The sequence below is a fragment of the Rhodocyclaceae bacterium genome, from assembly GCA_020248265.1.
Classification (GTDB): domain Bacteria; phylum Pseudomonadota; class Gammaproteobacteria; order Burkholderiales; family CAIKXV01; genus CAIKXV01.
In genome coordinates this window covers 49,883-65,919 of record JADCHX010000017.1, presented here as the reverse complement: position 1 = coordinate 65,919, position 16,037 = coordinate 49,883, and the positions used below count along the sequence as shown (strand labels likewise).

Annotated in this window: 12 protein-coding genes; 6 read left to right on the top strand and 6 right to left on the bottom strand. The window is 68.0% G+C overall.

Going from position 1 to position 16,037, the window contains the following annotated elements; translation table 11 throughout:
* Positions 1 to 391: 391 nt before the first annotated feature.
* A complete protein-coding gene (locus ING98_15540; protein ID MCA3103278.1) occupies positions 392 to 1,636 on the top strand; it encodes a sulfite oxidase in 1,245 nt (414 codons plus the stop codon).
* A gap of 57 nt (positions 1,637 to 1,693) precedes the next feature.
* On the top strand, positions 1,694 to 2,290 hold the full coding sequence (locus tag ING98_15535) for a cytochrome C552 (protein ID MCA3103277.1): 597 nt from the start codon (positions 1,694 to 1,696) through the stop codon (positions 2,288 to 2,290).
* 58 nt (positions 2,291 to 2,348) lie between these two features.
* Here ING98_15535 and ING98_15530 read toward each other — a convergent pair whose 3' ends face one another.
* The 5 genes from ING98_15530 to ING98_15510 form a co-directional block, all read right to left on the bottom strand.
* A complete protein-coding gene (locus ING98_15530) occupies positions 2,349 to 4,310 on the bottom strand; it encodes an EAL domain-containing protein (GenBank protein MCA3103276.1) in 1,962 nt (653 codons plus the stop codon).
* 56 nt (positions 4,311 to 4,366) lie between these two features.
* Positions 4,367 to 4,837 carry a (2Fe-2S)-binding protein gene (locus tag ING98_15525; protein MCA3103275.1) on the bottom strand — a complete coding sequence of 157 codons (471 nt, stop codon included), beginning with the start codon at positions 4,835 to 4,837 and terminating at the stop codon, positions 4,367 to 4,369.
* Positions 4,838 to 4,843: 6 nt separating this feature from the next.
* Positions 4,844 to 5,641 (bottom strand): xanthine dehydrogenase family protein subunit M, encoded by a 798-nt coding sequence (locus ING98_15520; protein ID MCA3103274.1) that lies wholly within the window; start codon positions 5,639 to 5,641, stop codon positions 4,844 to 4,846.
* A 38-nt stretch (positions 5,642 to 5,679) separates the two neighbouring features.
* Positions 5,680 to 7,986 carry a xanthine dehydrogenase family protein molybdopterin-binding subunit gene (locus tag ING98_15515; protein ID MCA3103273.1) on the bottom strand — a complete coding sequence of 769 codons (2,307 nt, stop codon included), beginning with the start codon at positions 7,984 to 7,986 and terminating at the stop codon, positions 5,680 to 5,682.
* Positions 7,987 to 8,073: 87 nt separating this feature from the next.
* On the bottom strand, positions 8,074 to 9,498 hold the full coding sequence (locus ING98_15510; GenBank protein MCA3103272.1) for an MmgE/PrpD family protein: 1,425 nt from the start codon (positions 9,496 to 9,498) through the stop codon (positions 8,074 to 8,076).
* Positions 9,499 to 9,739: 241 nt separating this feature from the next.
* Between ING98_15510 and ING98_15505 the strand changes: the two genes are divergently transcribed.
* Both ING98_15505 and ING98_15500 read left to right on the top strand, forming a co-directional pair.
* The gene (locus ING98_15505) at positions 9,740 to 11,095 is read left to right on the top strand and encodes a TolC family outer membrane protein (GenBank protein ID MCA3103271.1); all 1,356 of its coding nucleotides are present in this window, start codon (positions 9,740 to 9,742) and stop codon (positions 11,093 to 11,095) included.
* A gap of 119 nt (positions 11,096 to 11,214) precedes the next feature.
* Positions 11,215 to 12,336, top strand: coding sequence for an LLM class flavin-dependent oxidoreductase (locus ING98_15500; protein MCA3103270.1), 1,122 nt, complete (start codon positions 11,215 to 11,217; stop codon positions 12,334 to 12,336).
* 35 nt (positions 12,337 to 12,371) lie between these two features.
* Here the strand turns inward: ING98_15500 and ING98_15495 are convergent, their stop codons facing one another.
* Positions 12,372 to 13,934: a sulfurtransferase gene (locus ING98_15495; GenBank protein ID MCA3103269.1), complete on the bottom strand. Its 1,563-nt coding sequence runs from the start codon at positions 13,932 to 13,934 to the stop codon at positions 12,372 to 12,374.
* Between the two features lie 221 nt (positions 13,935 to 14,155).
* Here ING98_15495 and metC point away from each other — a divergent pair, with 221 nt between their 5' ends.
* Both metC and ING98_15485 read left to right on the top strand, forming a co-directional pair.
* Positions 14,156 to 15,367, top strand: coding sequence for a cystathionine beta-lyase (gene metC / locus ING98_15490; protein MCA3103268.1), 1,212 nt, complete (start codon positions 14,156 to 14,158; stop codon positions 15,365 to 15,367).
* Between the two features lie 79 nt (positions 15,368 to 15,446).
* A complete protein-coding gene (locus tag ING98_15485) occupies positions 15,447 to 16,034 on the top strand; it encodes a malonic semialdehyde reductase (GenBank protein MCA3103267.1) in 588 nt (195 codons plus the stop codon).
* Positions 16,035 to 16,037 lie beyond the last annotated feature (3 nt).

Below are 16,037 nucleotides of genomic sequence, written 5' to 3'. Positions count from 1 at the left end.
TCAATCGCGAAAAGCCTCGGGATAGGCGCCTTCCCGACGCGCATCGTGACCGACCGCCCTACAATCCGGCACACGCAGTGCCGGAAAAACGGCATCGGTCACGATCACCGGAATCGTCGGTCACGTTCGCCGGAATACGCACGCGATCGCCCGAGATCTGCCAGGGTGTCGTCAGGCTGGACGATTGCGTCGGACTCTCGACCCTGGTCGACTGGAAGCGCGTCGAGCGCTACCGAATCTGATTCTTCGAGCGTCTCGTCGCGATCGCCGCGCCCGGTGGATGGCGTTCACCCGCCGCATGAACCTGTGTACAGTGACGCCAAAGTCGTGTCGCCTGCAGGCAACGCGCATTCGTTCCGTTCAGACCCGAGATCAACCAGGAGGATCGACCATGGATCAGACCACCGCTCGCCCCGGCGCCCCCCTCGAGCGCCTGCATGCCAGTCGTCGCGAGTTCCTCACCCGCATCGCGCAGGCGAGCGCGGCGCTTGGCGGCAGCGCGATCGCCGGCTCGGCCGTGGCGCAAGCGCCCGCCGATGCCGGGGCCGGCATCTCGAACGCCACGATCATGGCCGGCAAGGATTCAGTGCTGGCGATCCATTCCGAGCGTCCGCTGACCGCCAGCGTGCCAGCCGAGCACCACAACTTTCTCGTGACGCCGACGCGGCGCATGTTCGTGCGCAACAATCTCAATACGCCTGATGTCGATGCTTCGAAGCATGTGCTGACCGTGCGTGGCCTGGTCGATCGCGAACTGACCCTGACACTGGACGATCTGCGCAAGATGAACGTCTGGGAACAGCAGGCGATGCTCGAGTGCGCGGGCTCCGGGCGCACCGCGTTTCGTCCCACGCCGCGCGGAACACCATGGTCGGAGACTGGCGGCATGGGCTGTCCGAAGTGGACGGGTGTCAGCCTCGCCGAAATCCTGCGCATGGCTGGCGTGCGAAACGGAGCGGTACATGTAGCGTTCTTCGGTGTGGACCGCGGCCCGTTACCCACCATCCCGCCAGTAGTGCGGTCGATTCCGATGGCCAAGGCCATGGAACGCCACACCATGATCGCCACGGGAATGAATGGCGAGACGCTCACGCCAGTGCACGGAGCGCCGATGCGCAGCCTGGTTCCCGGCTGGGTGGGCTCCGCGTCGATCAAGTGGGTGACGGCGATCGAAGTGCTGCCCGCGCCGTTCAAGGGCACCTACATGGATGACAGCTACCGCGTGCCGGGTACCCCGGTCTCCCCGGGTGAGAAGATGCCAGCCGATGCGATCAGCACCGAAGACTGGCCGGTCAAGTCGATGATCACCTTCCCCGGTCCGAACGCCCGGTACCGCCGGGGGCAGGTCGTGGCGATCGAGGGTCGGGCCTGGGTGGGCGAGTCGTCGATCCGCCGCGTCGATCTCTCTTTCGACGAAGGTGTGACCTGGCAGCGCGCATCCCTCGACCGGCGAGGCGATCGCTTCGCCTGGCGCCGGTTCAGCCTCGATTACATGCCAGAGAAGAGCGGGTACCAGACGGTACTGGCGCGCGCCACCGATGATCGCGGCAACGCCCAGCCGTTCCTGCCGGCGTGGAATCCGCTGGGTTACTACTGGAACGGCGTACATCGCGTCGGCTTCACGGTGGAGGCCTGAGCGATGCCGCGATGCTCTGCTCCCCGACGGGCACGCGTGCCCGCCTTTCTGGGTCCGATGCTCACGGCAGTTCTGCTTGCCAGCGCGCCGATCGGCGCGCAGGCCCCGGCCACGCCCGAGCCCACTCTGGTGCCCGGTCCGGGCATGGAACTCACCATGCAACGCTGCGTGATCTGCCATGAGGCCCAGCACATTACCCGGTCGCGCCTGACGCGCAGCGAGTGGCTGGAGAACACCGAACTGATGATCAAGCGCGGCGCGCCGGTGGCAGCCAGCGAGATCGCGCCGATCGTGGACTACCTTTTTGCCTTTTACGGGCGCAACGACGACGGCAGTGCGCGCCCGCGGCCAGCGGGCGGAGCCGCTGCAGCTTCCGGCGCCGCGCCGTCGGCAAGCGGATCGCGCGATGTCCAGACGCTGCTCGCCACCTACGGCTGCACCGGATGTCACGCAGTCGATCGCAAGATGGTGGGCCCGAGCTTCCGGGAGGTGGCCCACCGATTCGGCAGCGAGACGGGTGGCGATGCGCGGGTTGCGCGGCGCATCCGCGAAGGGGGTGCCGGAGACTGGGGAGCGATCCCGATGCCGCCCCATCCGGCGATCAACGACGCCGAACTGCGTTCGCTGGTGACCTGGGTGTTTGCCCAGCGATGATGGAGCCGATCGATACCCGCTCGGGATGTCTGGTCCCGCCCGATCAGTGCGGCTCCGGCTACGGGGTTGAACGGATCGGCGCCCCTCCGCCATCCGAGTAGCGTTTCACCCAGGCCGGAAATTGCTGCGCAGGCATCGGCCTGGCAATGCCGAAACCCTGAGCGAACTCGCATCCCATCTCCTGGAGCAGCGCTTGATGGCCCGCAGTCTGCACGCCCTCGGCAACACAGCGCAGCCCCAAGGCATGGGCCAGATCGATCACGCCGCGCACGATCAGGGCGTCACCCGGCTCCGTCAGCATCTGCTGCACGAAGGAACGATCGATCTTGAGCAACGAAACCGGCAGCTGGCGCAGGTAGGCGAGCGACGAGTAACCAGTGCCGAAATCGTCGAGGGCGAAGCTCACCCCCGCTTCGCGGCAGGCGCGCATCGTGGCTTTCACCTGGTCGAGGTCATGCATGGCCGCAGACTCCAGCACCTCCAGCCGCAGAGCTCCGGTCGGCAACTGGGGATAACTGCGCAGGCGGGTACAGAGACGCGTGCTGAAGGCTGGATCGCGCAGTTCGCGGGCCGATACGTTCACGCTGATCCCTTCGCACAGGCCGTCATTCAGCCATCGGGAGCCCCAGTGGAGCGCCTGCTCCATCACCCAGTCGCCGAGCTCGAGGATGGCGGGATCGTGCTCGATCAGGGGTAGCCACTCCCCCGGCAGCAGCAGGCCCTGGTCGACGGTGGCCCAGCGCACGAGAGCCTCTACCGCGAACACCCTGCCGGTGGCGAGGTTGACCATTGGCTGCACGAACAGGCGCAGTTCACCCTTGCCGATGGCAGAGCGGATGGCAAGGATGCGGGCATGGCGCAGATGCTCACGTTGTTCGAAGCTGGCATCGAAGATGTGAATCCGGCTGCCACCCGCGCGCTTGGCGGCGTACATGGCCTGATCAGCCTGGCGCAGCAGCAGGTCCGGATCGGCGTCGTCCGGGGGCACGAGGCGCAGGCCGAGGCTGGTGCCCATCGCCACGCAATAGCCGTCGCTCATCATGCAGGGCTCGGCGACCAGGCCCAGGAGAGCTTCGGCGCGCTCAAGCAGCCGCTGCTGGCTTTCCAGTTCAGGCAGCACCACCACGAATTCATCACCACCCAGACGGGCCACTGTCTCGCCGGGATGCATGCTCTGGCGCAGGCGCGTGGCCATCACGGCCAGCAGCTCGTCGCCGACGGCGTGGCCATAGCGGTCGTTGATTCGCTTGAAGGCGTCAAGGTCGAAGTAGCCCACGGCCAGGAGTCGGCCGCTCAGGCGCGCTTTCGCCAGGGCTTCCTCCAGGCGCCGGCCGAGCAGGGCGCGATTGGGCAGACCGGTGAGCGGATCCTCAAAGGCCATCTGCTCGAGGCGCTGATCGATCTGCCTTCGCTCGAAGCCCTGGGCGAAACTGCTTACCACGATCCGCAGCACCGCCACCTCTTCCTCGCTCCAGGAGCGGCTGCCGCGCACGTGGTCGAAGCCGGCGAAGCCATCGAGCTGGCCACGACGGACCAGTGGCAGCACCAGCAGCGAGTGAATGCCCTGGGCCTCGAGCAGTTGTCGCGTGCTCTCGCCCTCTGGCGGCAGGTCGTCGAGGCTGGAGAGGTTGATGGCCCGTCCGGCCCGCATCTCATCCATCCACCATGGGACCAGGTCGACAGGCAGCTCCTGGAGGTGCTCGATCTGCGGCTCCACCCCGGGGGCACACCACTCATGGGTATTGCACACCACACCCTGCGCGGCGCGGTACTCAAAGACGTAGGCCCGGTCGACGTCGAAAAGTTCACCAATGGCCGCCAGGGTGCGGTTGATGTTGGCGTCGAGGGAACTGCTCGGTTCAGAAATGAAATCCCTGGCTGTGCTGGCGATCAGTGACAGCAACTCCGATCGGAGGGACCCCATGGCTTGAGTTCCAGAGACTCCACGTTTTGGCATGTCGCGCGCGCTGGCAACACCGTCGACGATCGCGCCTGCCAGCACCTGGTCGATGAGATTCAAGGGTGTGCGGGCGCTGCCGCGCCGGCAGTTACTGGAAGCGTGGCGAATGCCGCCGATCAGCCAGCGGTCATCAGCTCCGACGCCCGCTTCACAGACTTCACGATGTTGACGTAGCCGGTGCAGCGGCAGATGTTGCCCTCGAGCCCGTGCAGGATCTGCTCGTCGGTCGGTTTCGGATACCGGCGCAGCAGGTCGGTCACCGCCATCACCATGCCGGGGGTGCAGTAGCCGCACTGCAGCCCATGGCACTCCGAGAAGGCCTGCTGCACCGGATGCAGCGCCTCGCCATTGGCCATGCCCTCGATCGTAGTGATCTTCGCGCCGCTGACCTGCACCGCGAGCAGCGTGCAGGATTTCAACGCGCGGCCATCGACCAGCACGGTGCAGGCACCGCACTGGGTCGTGTCGCATCCGACATGGGTGCCGGTGAGTTGCTGTGCATCGCGCAGGAAGTTCACCAGCAACGTGCGGTCTTCGACGTCGGCGGAGACCGCCTTGCCGTTCAGGGTGAGTTCGATTCGGCTCATGTTCGTTCAGCCCAGCAGTTCGTTGACCGCGCGCGCCGCCATCACCCGGCACAGCTGTGCCCGGTACTCGCGGGTGGCATGGATGTCTTCGGAGAAATGCGACGCATCGAGCGCCAGGCCGTCGAGCGCCTTCGGCGACATCGACTTCGCCAGCGCTGCCTCGGCCTCGGCCCAGCGGAACACGCCATTGCCGGCGCCGGTCACCGCGACGCGCACGCCACTGCCGGTCTCGACCACGAACACGCCGGACATCGCATAGCCGGTGGCCGGATGCGCGAACTTCACGTAGCCCGCACGACGCGGCACCGGGAAACGCACCGCGGTGACGATCTCGCCTTCGGCCAGCGCGGTGGTGAACAGGCCCTGGAAGTAGTCGTCCGCCGCGATCTGCCGCAGGTGGGTGACTACGGTGGCGCCCAGGCCCAGCACGCCCGCCGGGTAGTCGGCGGCCGGATCGTTGTTGGCGATCGAACCGCCAATGGTACCCATGTAGCGCACCTGCGGATCACCGATGCCGCGCGCAAGCTTCGCCAGCGCCGGTATGGCCGCACGCACGACCTCGGATTCCTGGACCTGGTCATGCGTGGCGGCCGAACCGACGACCAGCGTGTCGCCCTCGCGCGCGATCGACTTCAGCTCGCCGAGCGGACCGACATGCACCAGGTGCGAGGCCTGTGCCAGCCGCTGCTTCATGGTCGGCAGCAGGGTCATGCCACCCGACATCAGCCGCGCATCGCCATTGGCCGCGAGGAAACCGGCCGCTTCAGCGACCGACTTCGGCCGCACGTATTCGAACTCGTACATTCAGTACTCCTTGTGTGCGACGGTCGGTGTACGGAGGGTCATTTCAGCCCGCCGGCGGCGACGATCGCATGCCAGACGCGGCTGGACGTGAACGGCATGTCCATCGGCGGCACGCCGAGCGGGCGCAGTGCGTCGGCCATCGCATTGGACATCGCGGAAATCGAACCGGTGCAGCCCGACTCGCCGACGCCCTTGGCCCCGAGCGAGTTGATCTTGCTCGGGATGCAGTTCTCGTCGATCACGATGTGCTTGAGCATGCCGACGCGCGGCATCGTGTAGTCCATGAAACTGCCGGTCATCAGCTGGCCGGTCTGTTCGTCGTAGATCGCCTTCTCGCAGAACACCTGTCCCACGCCCTGCAGCACGCCGCCATGCACCTGCCCTTCGACGATCGTGTGGTCGACCGCATGGCCGCAGTCGTCCACCGCGACATAGGACACGATCTCGGTGGTGCCGGTGAGCGGGTCGATCTCGACCTCGGCGATATGGCAGCCGGTCGGGAAGGTGGAACCGATGGTCGCCTCGGCCTGTGTCTTCAGACCTTCCGGACGCCGCGCCAGTTCGACCAGCGTGGTCGACTTGCCGCTCACCCGATCGGTCAGGGTGCCGGCTGCGTAGTCGATCTGCGACGGCTCGGTATCGAACATCGCGGCGGCCGCCGATTTCGCGACCTCCACCAGTTTGAGTCCGGCGAGCTTGCACACGCTGCCGGCGCCGACAAGCGAGCGCGAGCCGCCGGTATGGTTGCCGATCAGCACATGGTCGGGCGAGCCTTCATGCAGCAGCACGTTCGCAGTATCGATACCCATCGCATCGGCGATCACCTGCGTGAACGTGGTTTCGTGCCCCTGCCCCTGCGCATGGGCAACGGTGTAGGCATGTACCACGCCGTTGGCGTCGACCTCGATGTCGACCTGATCCTTCGGGAACACGCCGGCGCCGGTGTTCTCGATGAAAGTGGCCATGCCGATGCCGCGCAGCATGCCGCGCGCCTTCGCCGCTGCGCGGCGAGCGGGGAAGCCCTTCCAGTCGGCGAGCAGCACCGCCTTCTCGAGCGAGCCCGGAACGTCGGTCGCTTCATACGTCGTGCCGGTCGGCGTCTTGTACGGGAACTGGTCGAGGCCGATGGCGTTGCGCCGGCGCAGGTCGGCCGGATCGACGCCCAGCTTCGCCGCAGCCTCGTCGACCAGGCGCTCGATCATGTAGTTCACGTCGGGCCGACCCGCGCCACGGTAAGGGGCGATCGGCGAGGTGTTGGTGAACACCGCGCGCCAGCGGCCATGCATCGCCGGGATGCGGTAGACGCCCGACAGCAGCACCACCGGGTTGCGCGTGTGGCTGGCGATGCCGGCCGGGGTGATGAAGGCGCCCATGTCGGCGACCCAGTCGAGCTGGATCGCGGTGAAGCGGCCGTCCTTGTCGACCGCCAGCTTGCCGGCGATCTGGTTGCTGCGGCCATGGTAGTCGCTGGCCAGGCATTCGGAACGCGTGCCGGCCCAGCGTACCGGCCGGCCGAGCGTCTTCGCGGCCAGCATCACCGCGCAGTGTTCGGGATAGTGCGGGCTGCGATTGCCGAAGCTGCCGCCGACATCCTGCGCATGGATGGTCAGCTTGCTCTCGGGAATGCCGGCGGCAAACGAGACCTGCAGGCGCATCGCATTCACGCCCTGGGTAACCGAATACAGATGGTAGTGGTCGTTCGCGGCATCGTAGGTGGCCGCGCAGCAGCGCGGCTCCATCGGGCTGGGAATCACCCGCGTGCTCTCGACCGCCAGTTCAACGACGGTGGCGGCAGAAGCCATCGCCGCATCGACGGCGGCGCGGTCGCCAGCCTCGCCGACCCAGCACAGGTTGCCCGGCGCGGTTTCATGGATAACCGGAGCACCGCCATCGAGCGCCCGGCCGGCATCGACCACATGCGGAAGGTCACGGTACTCGACCTCGATCGCCTCCAGCGCGTCCATGCCGGCGGCGACCGAATCGGCCACCACCATCGCCACCGTCTCGCCGACGAAACGCACCCGCCCGTCGGCGAACGCGCTGCGCGCCGGCACGCGCGGCGGCTCGCCGTCGGTGCCCTTGAGCGCGAGCATGCACATCACCTTCACCATGCCGGCGGCCGTGCTGTCGGCGGCGGTGAATACCCCGTGCACGCCGGGCATCGCCTTCGCCGCCTCGGTGTTCAGGGAAACGATCTCGGCATGCGCGCGATCGCTGCGCAGGAACACGGCATGCAGCTCGCCGGCGAACGTGCGATCTGATGTGTAGAGGCCGTGGCCGGTCACCAGCCGGCGGTCTTCCTTGCGCTGGAACGGGGCGTGGGGCGTGTGCGCGTGATCGGGCATGAGCGTGCTCGTCCGGAGTCGACTGGGACCCGGATTATCACCCAGTCCGGCCGATTCGAGCGTTGCCCGCTCTCCCGCGGCGGCGGTTCAGCGCCGCCCCGCGCGGAAGATCGCCATCAGCTCGCGCAGGTCGCCAAGGTCCTCCAGCCGGTCGACCAGTGCGGCCACGCGGGCGGTGGTGGCCGGCTCGAACCACCCCGCCGCCGCCTCCTGCAGCTTGCCGACGATCTGCGCGCGGTCGAGCGGATTGCCCGGGTCTCCCAGCGCTTCGCTGCGCGCCTCGCGCAGGACCCGTCCGTCGGCCATCGTGATCTCGACCGATGCCGCGTTGCCGGCCAGCGCCGCATCGGCCTCGACCTGTACCCGGTCGCGCGTGAACGCATCGACCGCCGGGTCCGCGTAGCGCGCCGGGAGGAACTGGTCGAGCCAGCAGCAGCGGTCGTGGAGGATGATCGCCGCGATGTACGGTGCCGACAGCAGTGCCTTGAACTTGTCGCTCCAGGGCAAGGTACCGTGCATGTCGAATACCGCTTTCGACAGCCCGATGCGCACGCGCGCCACGTCGGCCGCCTGCACGCCCTGCCCTTCGACCAGCGCAAACAGCGCGGTGATCATCGCCTGCAGCGAACTGCCCGCCGGCCAGCGGCGCAGTGCCAGTTCTTCCAGCTTCCAGGCCTCGCCCAGGCCGCCGGTGACCTCGCCGGGCAGGCCGCCGTTCGCATAGGCATTGAACAGGCCACCATCCGGGTGCGCGAGGATCTCGGCGCTGGCGCGGAACCCTTCGGTCGCCAGCAGTGCCGCCATCAGGCCGGACAGGCTGCCGCGTGCCTGATGGAACTTGATGGTCGGCGTACCCCAGTGCGCGAAGGTGCCGGCGGACTGGCTGCCAGCGAGCGCGAACGCATGGCACTGTCGCCCTGCATCCAGCCCGAGCAGGCTGCCGGCCGCGGCTGCAGCCCCGAACGGGCCGACCACCCCGGGCGAATGCCAGCCGCGCCGGCGGAACTCGGGGTAGTCCATCGCGCGGGCGACTCGCACCGACACTTCGAGCCCGGCAGCGATCGCGGTGAGCAGGGCCTTGCCGCTGCGACCCTCGCGTTCGGCGATCGCCAGCGCGGGCGGCACGACCTGCGGCGTCGTGTGGAACAGCGTCGGGCGGTGCACGTCGCAGACCGTGACCGCGGTGACGAGATAGCCGTTGGTCAGCACGGCACCGGCCAGGGAACTGCCGCCACCGGTGAGCAGCGTGGCTTCGTCGGAGCGGCCGAGCGCACCGGCCAGTGCGCCGATCTGGGCGGTCTCGTCCCCGGCGCGCCCGGCGATCGCACTGGCGAGCGAATCGAGCAGGATATCCTTAACCCGCTCGCGCACGCGCACAGGGATCGCGTCGGCCTGCAGGCCGGCGGTAAACGCGGCCAGCACCGCAGTCGGGCCGGGTGCGGCGGCGCCACCGGTATCGCCCGCTGTGGCACGGAGCGGCCCGGAGGCCTGTGTATGGGGTGCAGCGGACATGATCGACGCTCCGGCGGTTGCGGTTGCGGTTGTGGTTGTGGTCGCGGCAAGGGCCGGACGAGCCGGCGATGCGCAGTCTACCCGCGCGACATCGCGGTACGCAGCCTGCCCGCATGCGTTGCATAATTCCGACACGAGTGCTCCGACGACCGGCTGCGCTGCCTGCCGAGGTCACCGCCAGATGCCCCTGCCCCACCTGCAACGCTCAGAATCGTTCTTGCGCGCTGCCCTCGTCCGGCGCATGCCAGGGGTGGCTGCGCTGGCCGCGGCGCTCGCGTTCGGCACGCTCGGGGCGATCGCGCTGCCACCGGGTGCAGTGGCCGCCGACCTGATCGAGATCCAGCGGCTCGCCCGCGAGAACGATCCGCAGTTCGCCGCGGCCCGAGCCGGCTGGATCGCCAGCCGCGAACGATTGCCGCAGGCGCGCTCCGGGTTGCTGCCGTCGCTTTCGCTGTCGGGCAGCGCAAACCGGAACGACACCAACGCAACGCTGCTCGGCGCCGGCAATCCGTTCTTCCAGCCGGGCGGGCGCCGATTCGACACGACGTCATTGAACCTGCAGGTGATCCAGCCGGTATTCCGCCCGGCCACCCGCGTGCAGTACGACCAGGCCGGCATCCAGCTCGAACAGGCGGACCTGCAACTGCTGCTCGCAAGCCAGGACCTCACGCTGCGCGCCGCACAGGCTTTCTTCGACGTGCTGTCCGCCCAGGAAGCGCTGGCGGTGGTCGAGTCGCAGAAGCGCGCGATCGGCGAACAGCTCGCTCAGGCCAAGGCGAACTTCGAGGTCGGCACGGCCACCATCGTCGACTACAACGAAGCGAAGGCGCGCTTCGACCTGGCTTCGTCACAGGAAATCGCCGGGCGCAACGACCTGGAAGTACGCCGGCAGGCCCTGCAGCAGGTGATCGGGCGGCTGCCGCCGACCGACCTGAGGCCGTTGCGCGACACTGCGGTACTGGCGCCCCCGGCACCGAATGACATCGAACAGTGGTCTGGTCAGGCGCGAGACAACGCGCTGACGGTGCGCATCCAGCAGGCCTCGGTCGAACTGGCGCGCCGCGAAATCGATCGTCAGCGCGCCGGGCATCTGCCGACCCTGGATGCGGTCGGCTCCGCGGGCAACAGTCGGGCTGGCGCCAGCCCGACCTCCTCCATCGGCACCGACGTGACCCAGGTCGTGCTCGGCCTGCAGCTGAGCGTCCCGCTGTACCAGGGCGGCGCGATCGATTCACGGGTACGCGAGGCCGTCGCCAACCGGGAGCGCGCGCTGCTGGATGTCGAGACGGCGCGCCGCGCCGCGGTGCTGGCGGCACGCCAGGCGTATCTGGGCGTCACCAGCGGCATCAGCCAGGTGAACGCGCTGCAGGCGGCGATGGAATCGGCGGGCATCTCCCTCGAATCGACGCAACTGGGCCTGAAGGTCGGCGTGCGCACCCAGGTCGATGTCCTCAACGCCCAGCAGGCGTTCTTCAACGCACGGCGCGACCTGGTGCTCGCACGCTACTCGACGCTGCTGTCCGGCCTGCGGCTGCAGGCGGCGGTCGGCGACCTCCAGGACGACGACCTGCAACCGATCAACGCGCTGCTGCGCTGAACGCAGCGCCTGCGGTGGCGCCCGTGGCGCCGTGCGCGCAGAATACGCCGCGCCGCGGTCGGCTGCCCTGCCGTCCATCACCTGCACGAACCGAAGGATTCACGATGTCCGCGAAACCCATGCGTCTCGGCATGTTCATGATGCCGCTCCACCCCGCCCATCGCGCGCCTTCCGTCACCCTGGAAGAAGACCGCGAAGCGGTGATGCTGGCCGACCGGCTCGGCTTCCACGATGCATTCGTGGGCGAGCACCTGACCGAGAAGAGCGAAAACGTCACCAACAGCTTCATCTTCCTGGCCACGCTGATCCATTCGACACGGCAGATCCGCCTGGGCACCGGCACCTCCAACCTGTCGCACAGCCACCCGACGCTGATCGCCTCGCATGCGGCGATGTTCGACCACATGGCGCGCGGCCGGTTCATCTTCGGCATCTCGCCCGGCGCCCTGTCGTCGGATGCCGAAGCGCTCGGCATGCTGTCGGAAGACCGCAACAAGCTGTTCGCCGAATCGATCGACGTGATCCTCGAGATCTGGAAACGCAACGCGCCCTACGAGATCGACCTGCCCGACAACCGGTTCAAGGTGTCGACCGCGAAGACCTCGGTGGCCGAGATCGAGCGCGGCGAGATGTACAAGCCGTACCAGTTGCCGCGGCCGGAGATCGTCGGCACCGTCGTCGCGCCGTTCTCGAAGGGCGTGATCGCGATGGGCCAGCGCGACTTCCATCCGATGTCGGCCAACTTCCTTCTGTCGAAGTACCTGAAGAGCCACTGGACGAACTACGAGCAGGGCAAGCGCAACGTCGGGCAGGTCGCCGACATCGCCGACTGGCGCATCGCACGGACGATCTTCGTGGCCGACGACGAAGCGACCGCACGCCGCTACGCGATCGAATCGCCCGACAGCCCCTACCGCTACTACTGGAAGCTGCTGCTGAAGAAGATGATGCTGTCGAAGCGGCACGCGATCTTCAAGGATAGCGAGGCACAGTCGGACGCCGAGCTCACCATCGAGTACATGCTCGACAAGCTGGTGCTCTGGGGCACGCCCGACCGCGTCGCCGAACGCATCCTCGAGCTGCGCGAGGAAGCCGGTCCGTTCGGCGAGATCGTCTACGCCAACATGGACTGGGTGGACGAGAAGCTCGCGCGGCGTTCGATCGAACTGATGGCCACCGAAGTGATGCCACGGGTGAATGCGGCGATCACCGGTTCGACGACTTCCGCAAAGGCGGCCTGAACGAAGGCAGCCCGGGCACCTGCCCGGGCGCGGCTTCAGCCCGCGCTGACCCTGAAGCCCGCGAGTTCCTGCGGGTCGAGCTGTTCGATCAGGTGTGTCTCCCACGCGAGGTACTGCATCGCAGCCTCGCGGTTGCCCTCGTGCCGGTCGTGCACGAAGAACAGGTAGTCGATGCAGTCGGCGTTGGACGGCAGGTCCGGCGTCGACTCAACCGGCAGGCCGGCCGCCTGCCAGGCCGCGAAGCCGCCAGCCAGCAGCGACACTTCTGCCTCACCCGCTGCCGCGAGGTCGAGCGAAGCCGCACGTGCCACGTCCTCTTCGTCGGCGAGCAGGACGATCGGCCGTCCGCCAGCCGCCTTCACCACGGCATCGAGCCGCGGCCGGATCGCCCATACGGCGCCGCGCGGATGGCCCTTGCGGTGCGCCATGCCCGGCCGAAGGTCGACCAGCAGCGCAGTGCCGACCTCGGAGGGCGTAACCGCGCCGAGCCGGGGCAGCGCGGCCGGAGCCTGCGCCGGTGCCGGCCGCGCAGCGAGCTTCGCCGCCACGCCCTCGCGCAGCACCTGTGCATCGTGGCCGAGCTGACGCAGCCACATCGCCACCACCGGTGCACGCACGCCATCGCCATCGACGAGGATCACCCGCGCGCCTTTCACCCCCACCCACTGGTCGGTCGACTGGATCAGCTGGCCGCCCGGCGCATGCACCGCGCCGGGCAGGCTGCCGGCGGCGAACTCGTCCTCGGTGCGCACGTCGAGCAGGAAGGTGCAGCGTGCCCCATCCGCCAGCTGTCGATCGGCTTGCGCGGCATCGATCGACGGCACGGCGAACCGTTCCATCAGCTTCGCCGCCTGCGCGCGCAGCGGCGCGAGGTCGGCCGGCGCTGCCGGGTAGCGGCGGTCGGCACCGCGCTCGAGTTCAAGCCCGGACAGGAACCAGCCCTGGGTGCCGTCCTTCAGCGCGACGACGCGGTTGGCGATGCCGAAGTGGCGCAGCGTCTGGGCACCGATGATCGAACGGGTGCGCCCCGCACAGTTGACCACCACGGTGGTCGACGGATCCGGCGCAAGCTGGCCGATGCGCAGTGCCAGCTCGCCGTTGGGGCAGCAGATGCCACCGGGAATGTTCATCTTGCGGTACTCGCTCCACGGCCGGCCGTCGACGATCACGAAATCGTCGCCGCGCTGCTTCATCGCCACCAGCTCCTCCGCGGTGATGCGCGGCGTATCGCAGGCATGTTCGACCAGCTCGCCGAAGGTCTTGCTCGGCACGTTGACGCCGGCGAACAGCTGGAATCCCGCCTGCTGCCAGGCCGGCGCGCCGCCGTCGAGCACCTGCACGTTCGAATAGCCGAGCGCCTCCGCGCGGGCCGCGGCGCGCTGCGCCACCCCGTCGCCGTCGTCGAGCAGCACCATGCGCACGCCCGGTCGCGGCGCCAGCCGCTCAAGATCGAGCTCGAACCGGCTGTAGGGCAGCGGCACCGCGTAGAACGGATGGCCTTCGCCATACTGACCATGCTCGCGCACATCGAAGAAGGCGATCTCGGCGCCATCATGCAACCAGCTCTTGAGGGTCTTCGGATCGACGGTACGGGTCATGGTCATTCAGCCGGAAAGGAAAGGAGAGATCAGCAGGAGCGAGAAGAACTGGATGCGGTGGCCGGCGAACGCGGCGCGACGGGCACGATAGTCTGCCTGAATCTTCGTTTCGCGGATCGCACGCGCAGGACGGCTCGCTTGAGGCAGCGGGGGCGCCAGCGTAGGCTTGTCTCTTTTGTGCGAGTGCATCCATGAGCGACAGCACCAGTAGCGACAGCACCATGAGCGACAGCAGCAACCCTTCCAGCCCCGCGCGCGACCTGCGCGGCAGCCGCCACAAGGACACGCTGGTGGGCCATGCGGCACGCGACCCGGTGCGCTTCTCCGGCATGGTGAACCCGCCGGTGTTCCGCGGCTCCACGGTACTGTTCGAGGACACCGCCACCTACGAAGGGCGCGACCCCGACGACTACAAGGTGATGCGCTACGGCGTGCACGGTACGCCCACCACCTTCGCATTCGAGGCGGCGGTCGCGGAACTGGAGGGCGGCCATGCAGCCGTCGCGGTGCCCTCCGGCCTCGCCGCGATCACCGCGGCGCTGTCGGCCTACGCGAAGAAAGGCAGCCACCTGCTGGTCACCGACAGCGCCTACGGCCCGGCGCGCAACTTCTGCGACAGGCGACTGGCGTCCTGGGGCGTCGATGTCGAGTACTACGACCCGGCCATCGGCAGCGGCATCGGCGCGCTGATCCGGCCCGATACCTGCGCGGTCTACTGCGAGGCGCCGGGTTCGATGACGTTCGAGATGCAGGACATACCCGCGATCGCTGCCGCCGCCCATGAGAAGGGGCTGCCGGTGCTGGCGGACAACACCTGGGGAACGCCGTACTTCTTCCGCGCATTCGACCACGGCGTGGACGTCTCGATCCACGCCGGCACCAAGTACATATCCGGCCACTCCGACACCCTGATCGGGGCGATCGTCACCAACGCGGCGCACTGGCTGCCGGTACGCCGCAGCGTGGCCGACTTCGGCATGTGCGTGAGCCCGGACGACTGCTGGCTCGCGCTGCGCGGCCTGCGCACCATCGGCGTGCGCATGCGGCACCAGATGGAGAGCGCGATCGCCGTCGCGCGTTTCCTGGATGCGCATCCGCGGGTGTCGCGCGTGCTGTTCCCGGCGCTCGAGAGCGACCCCGGGCATGCGCTCTGGAAGCGCGACTTCGACGGTGCGGCCTCGCTGTTCGGCGTGGTCCTGAAGCCGGCGACCGACGAGTCGGTCGCGGCCATGATCGATTCGCTGCAACTGTTCGGCATCGGCTCGAGCTGGGGCGGCTACGAAAGCCTGGCGATCCGCGCGAAGATGATCACGCGCACCGCGACGCCCTGGAACCCCGAAGGGCCGATGGTGCGCATCCATGTCGGTCTGGAGCACCCGCAGGACCTGATCGACGACCTCGCACGCGGCCTCGACCTCCTGTCCATGCAGTAGCGGCGGCAGTCCGGCCGGCGCCGTGCAGGCCGGCTTCCTGCTAGTCTCGAAGGCCATCCGAACGAAGAATCTCGAACCGATGACCACGCTCGATCCGGCAGGCCGAGACCTGCTGTTCAACGACGCTCGCACCCACAACGGCTGGACCGACCGGCAGGTGTCGGACACTACGCTGCGCGAGATGTTCGACCTGCTGAAGATGGCACCGACCAGCGCCAACTGCAGCCCGGCGCGGTTCGTGTTCCTGCGCTCGCCGCAGTCGCGCCTGCGGCTGGCGCCTGCACTGCTGCCGGGCAACCTCGACAAGACGATGAGCGCACCGGTGACCGTGATCGTCGCCCACGACCTGTCGTTCCACGAGCAGTTGCCCCGGCTGTTTCCGAACGCCGATGCACGCAGCTGGTTCGCCGGAAACGATGAACTGATCCGCCAGACCGCATTCCGCAACGGCACGCTGCAGGGTGCCTACATGATGCTGGCGGCACGCGCGGTCGGGCTCGACTGCGGGCCGATGTCCGGCTTCGACAGCGCGAAGGTCGACGCCGAGTTCTTCGCCGGCACCGCCTGGCGATCGAACTTCCTGTGCAACCTCGGGCATGGCGACCCGTCGAAACTGTTCCCGCGAAACCCGCGGTTCCAGTTCGAGGACGCCTGCCTCGTACTCTGAGCC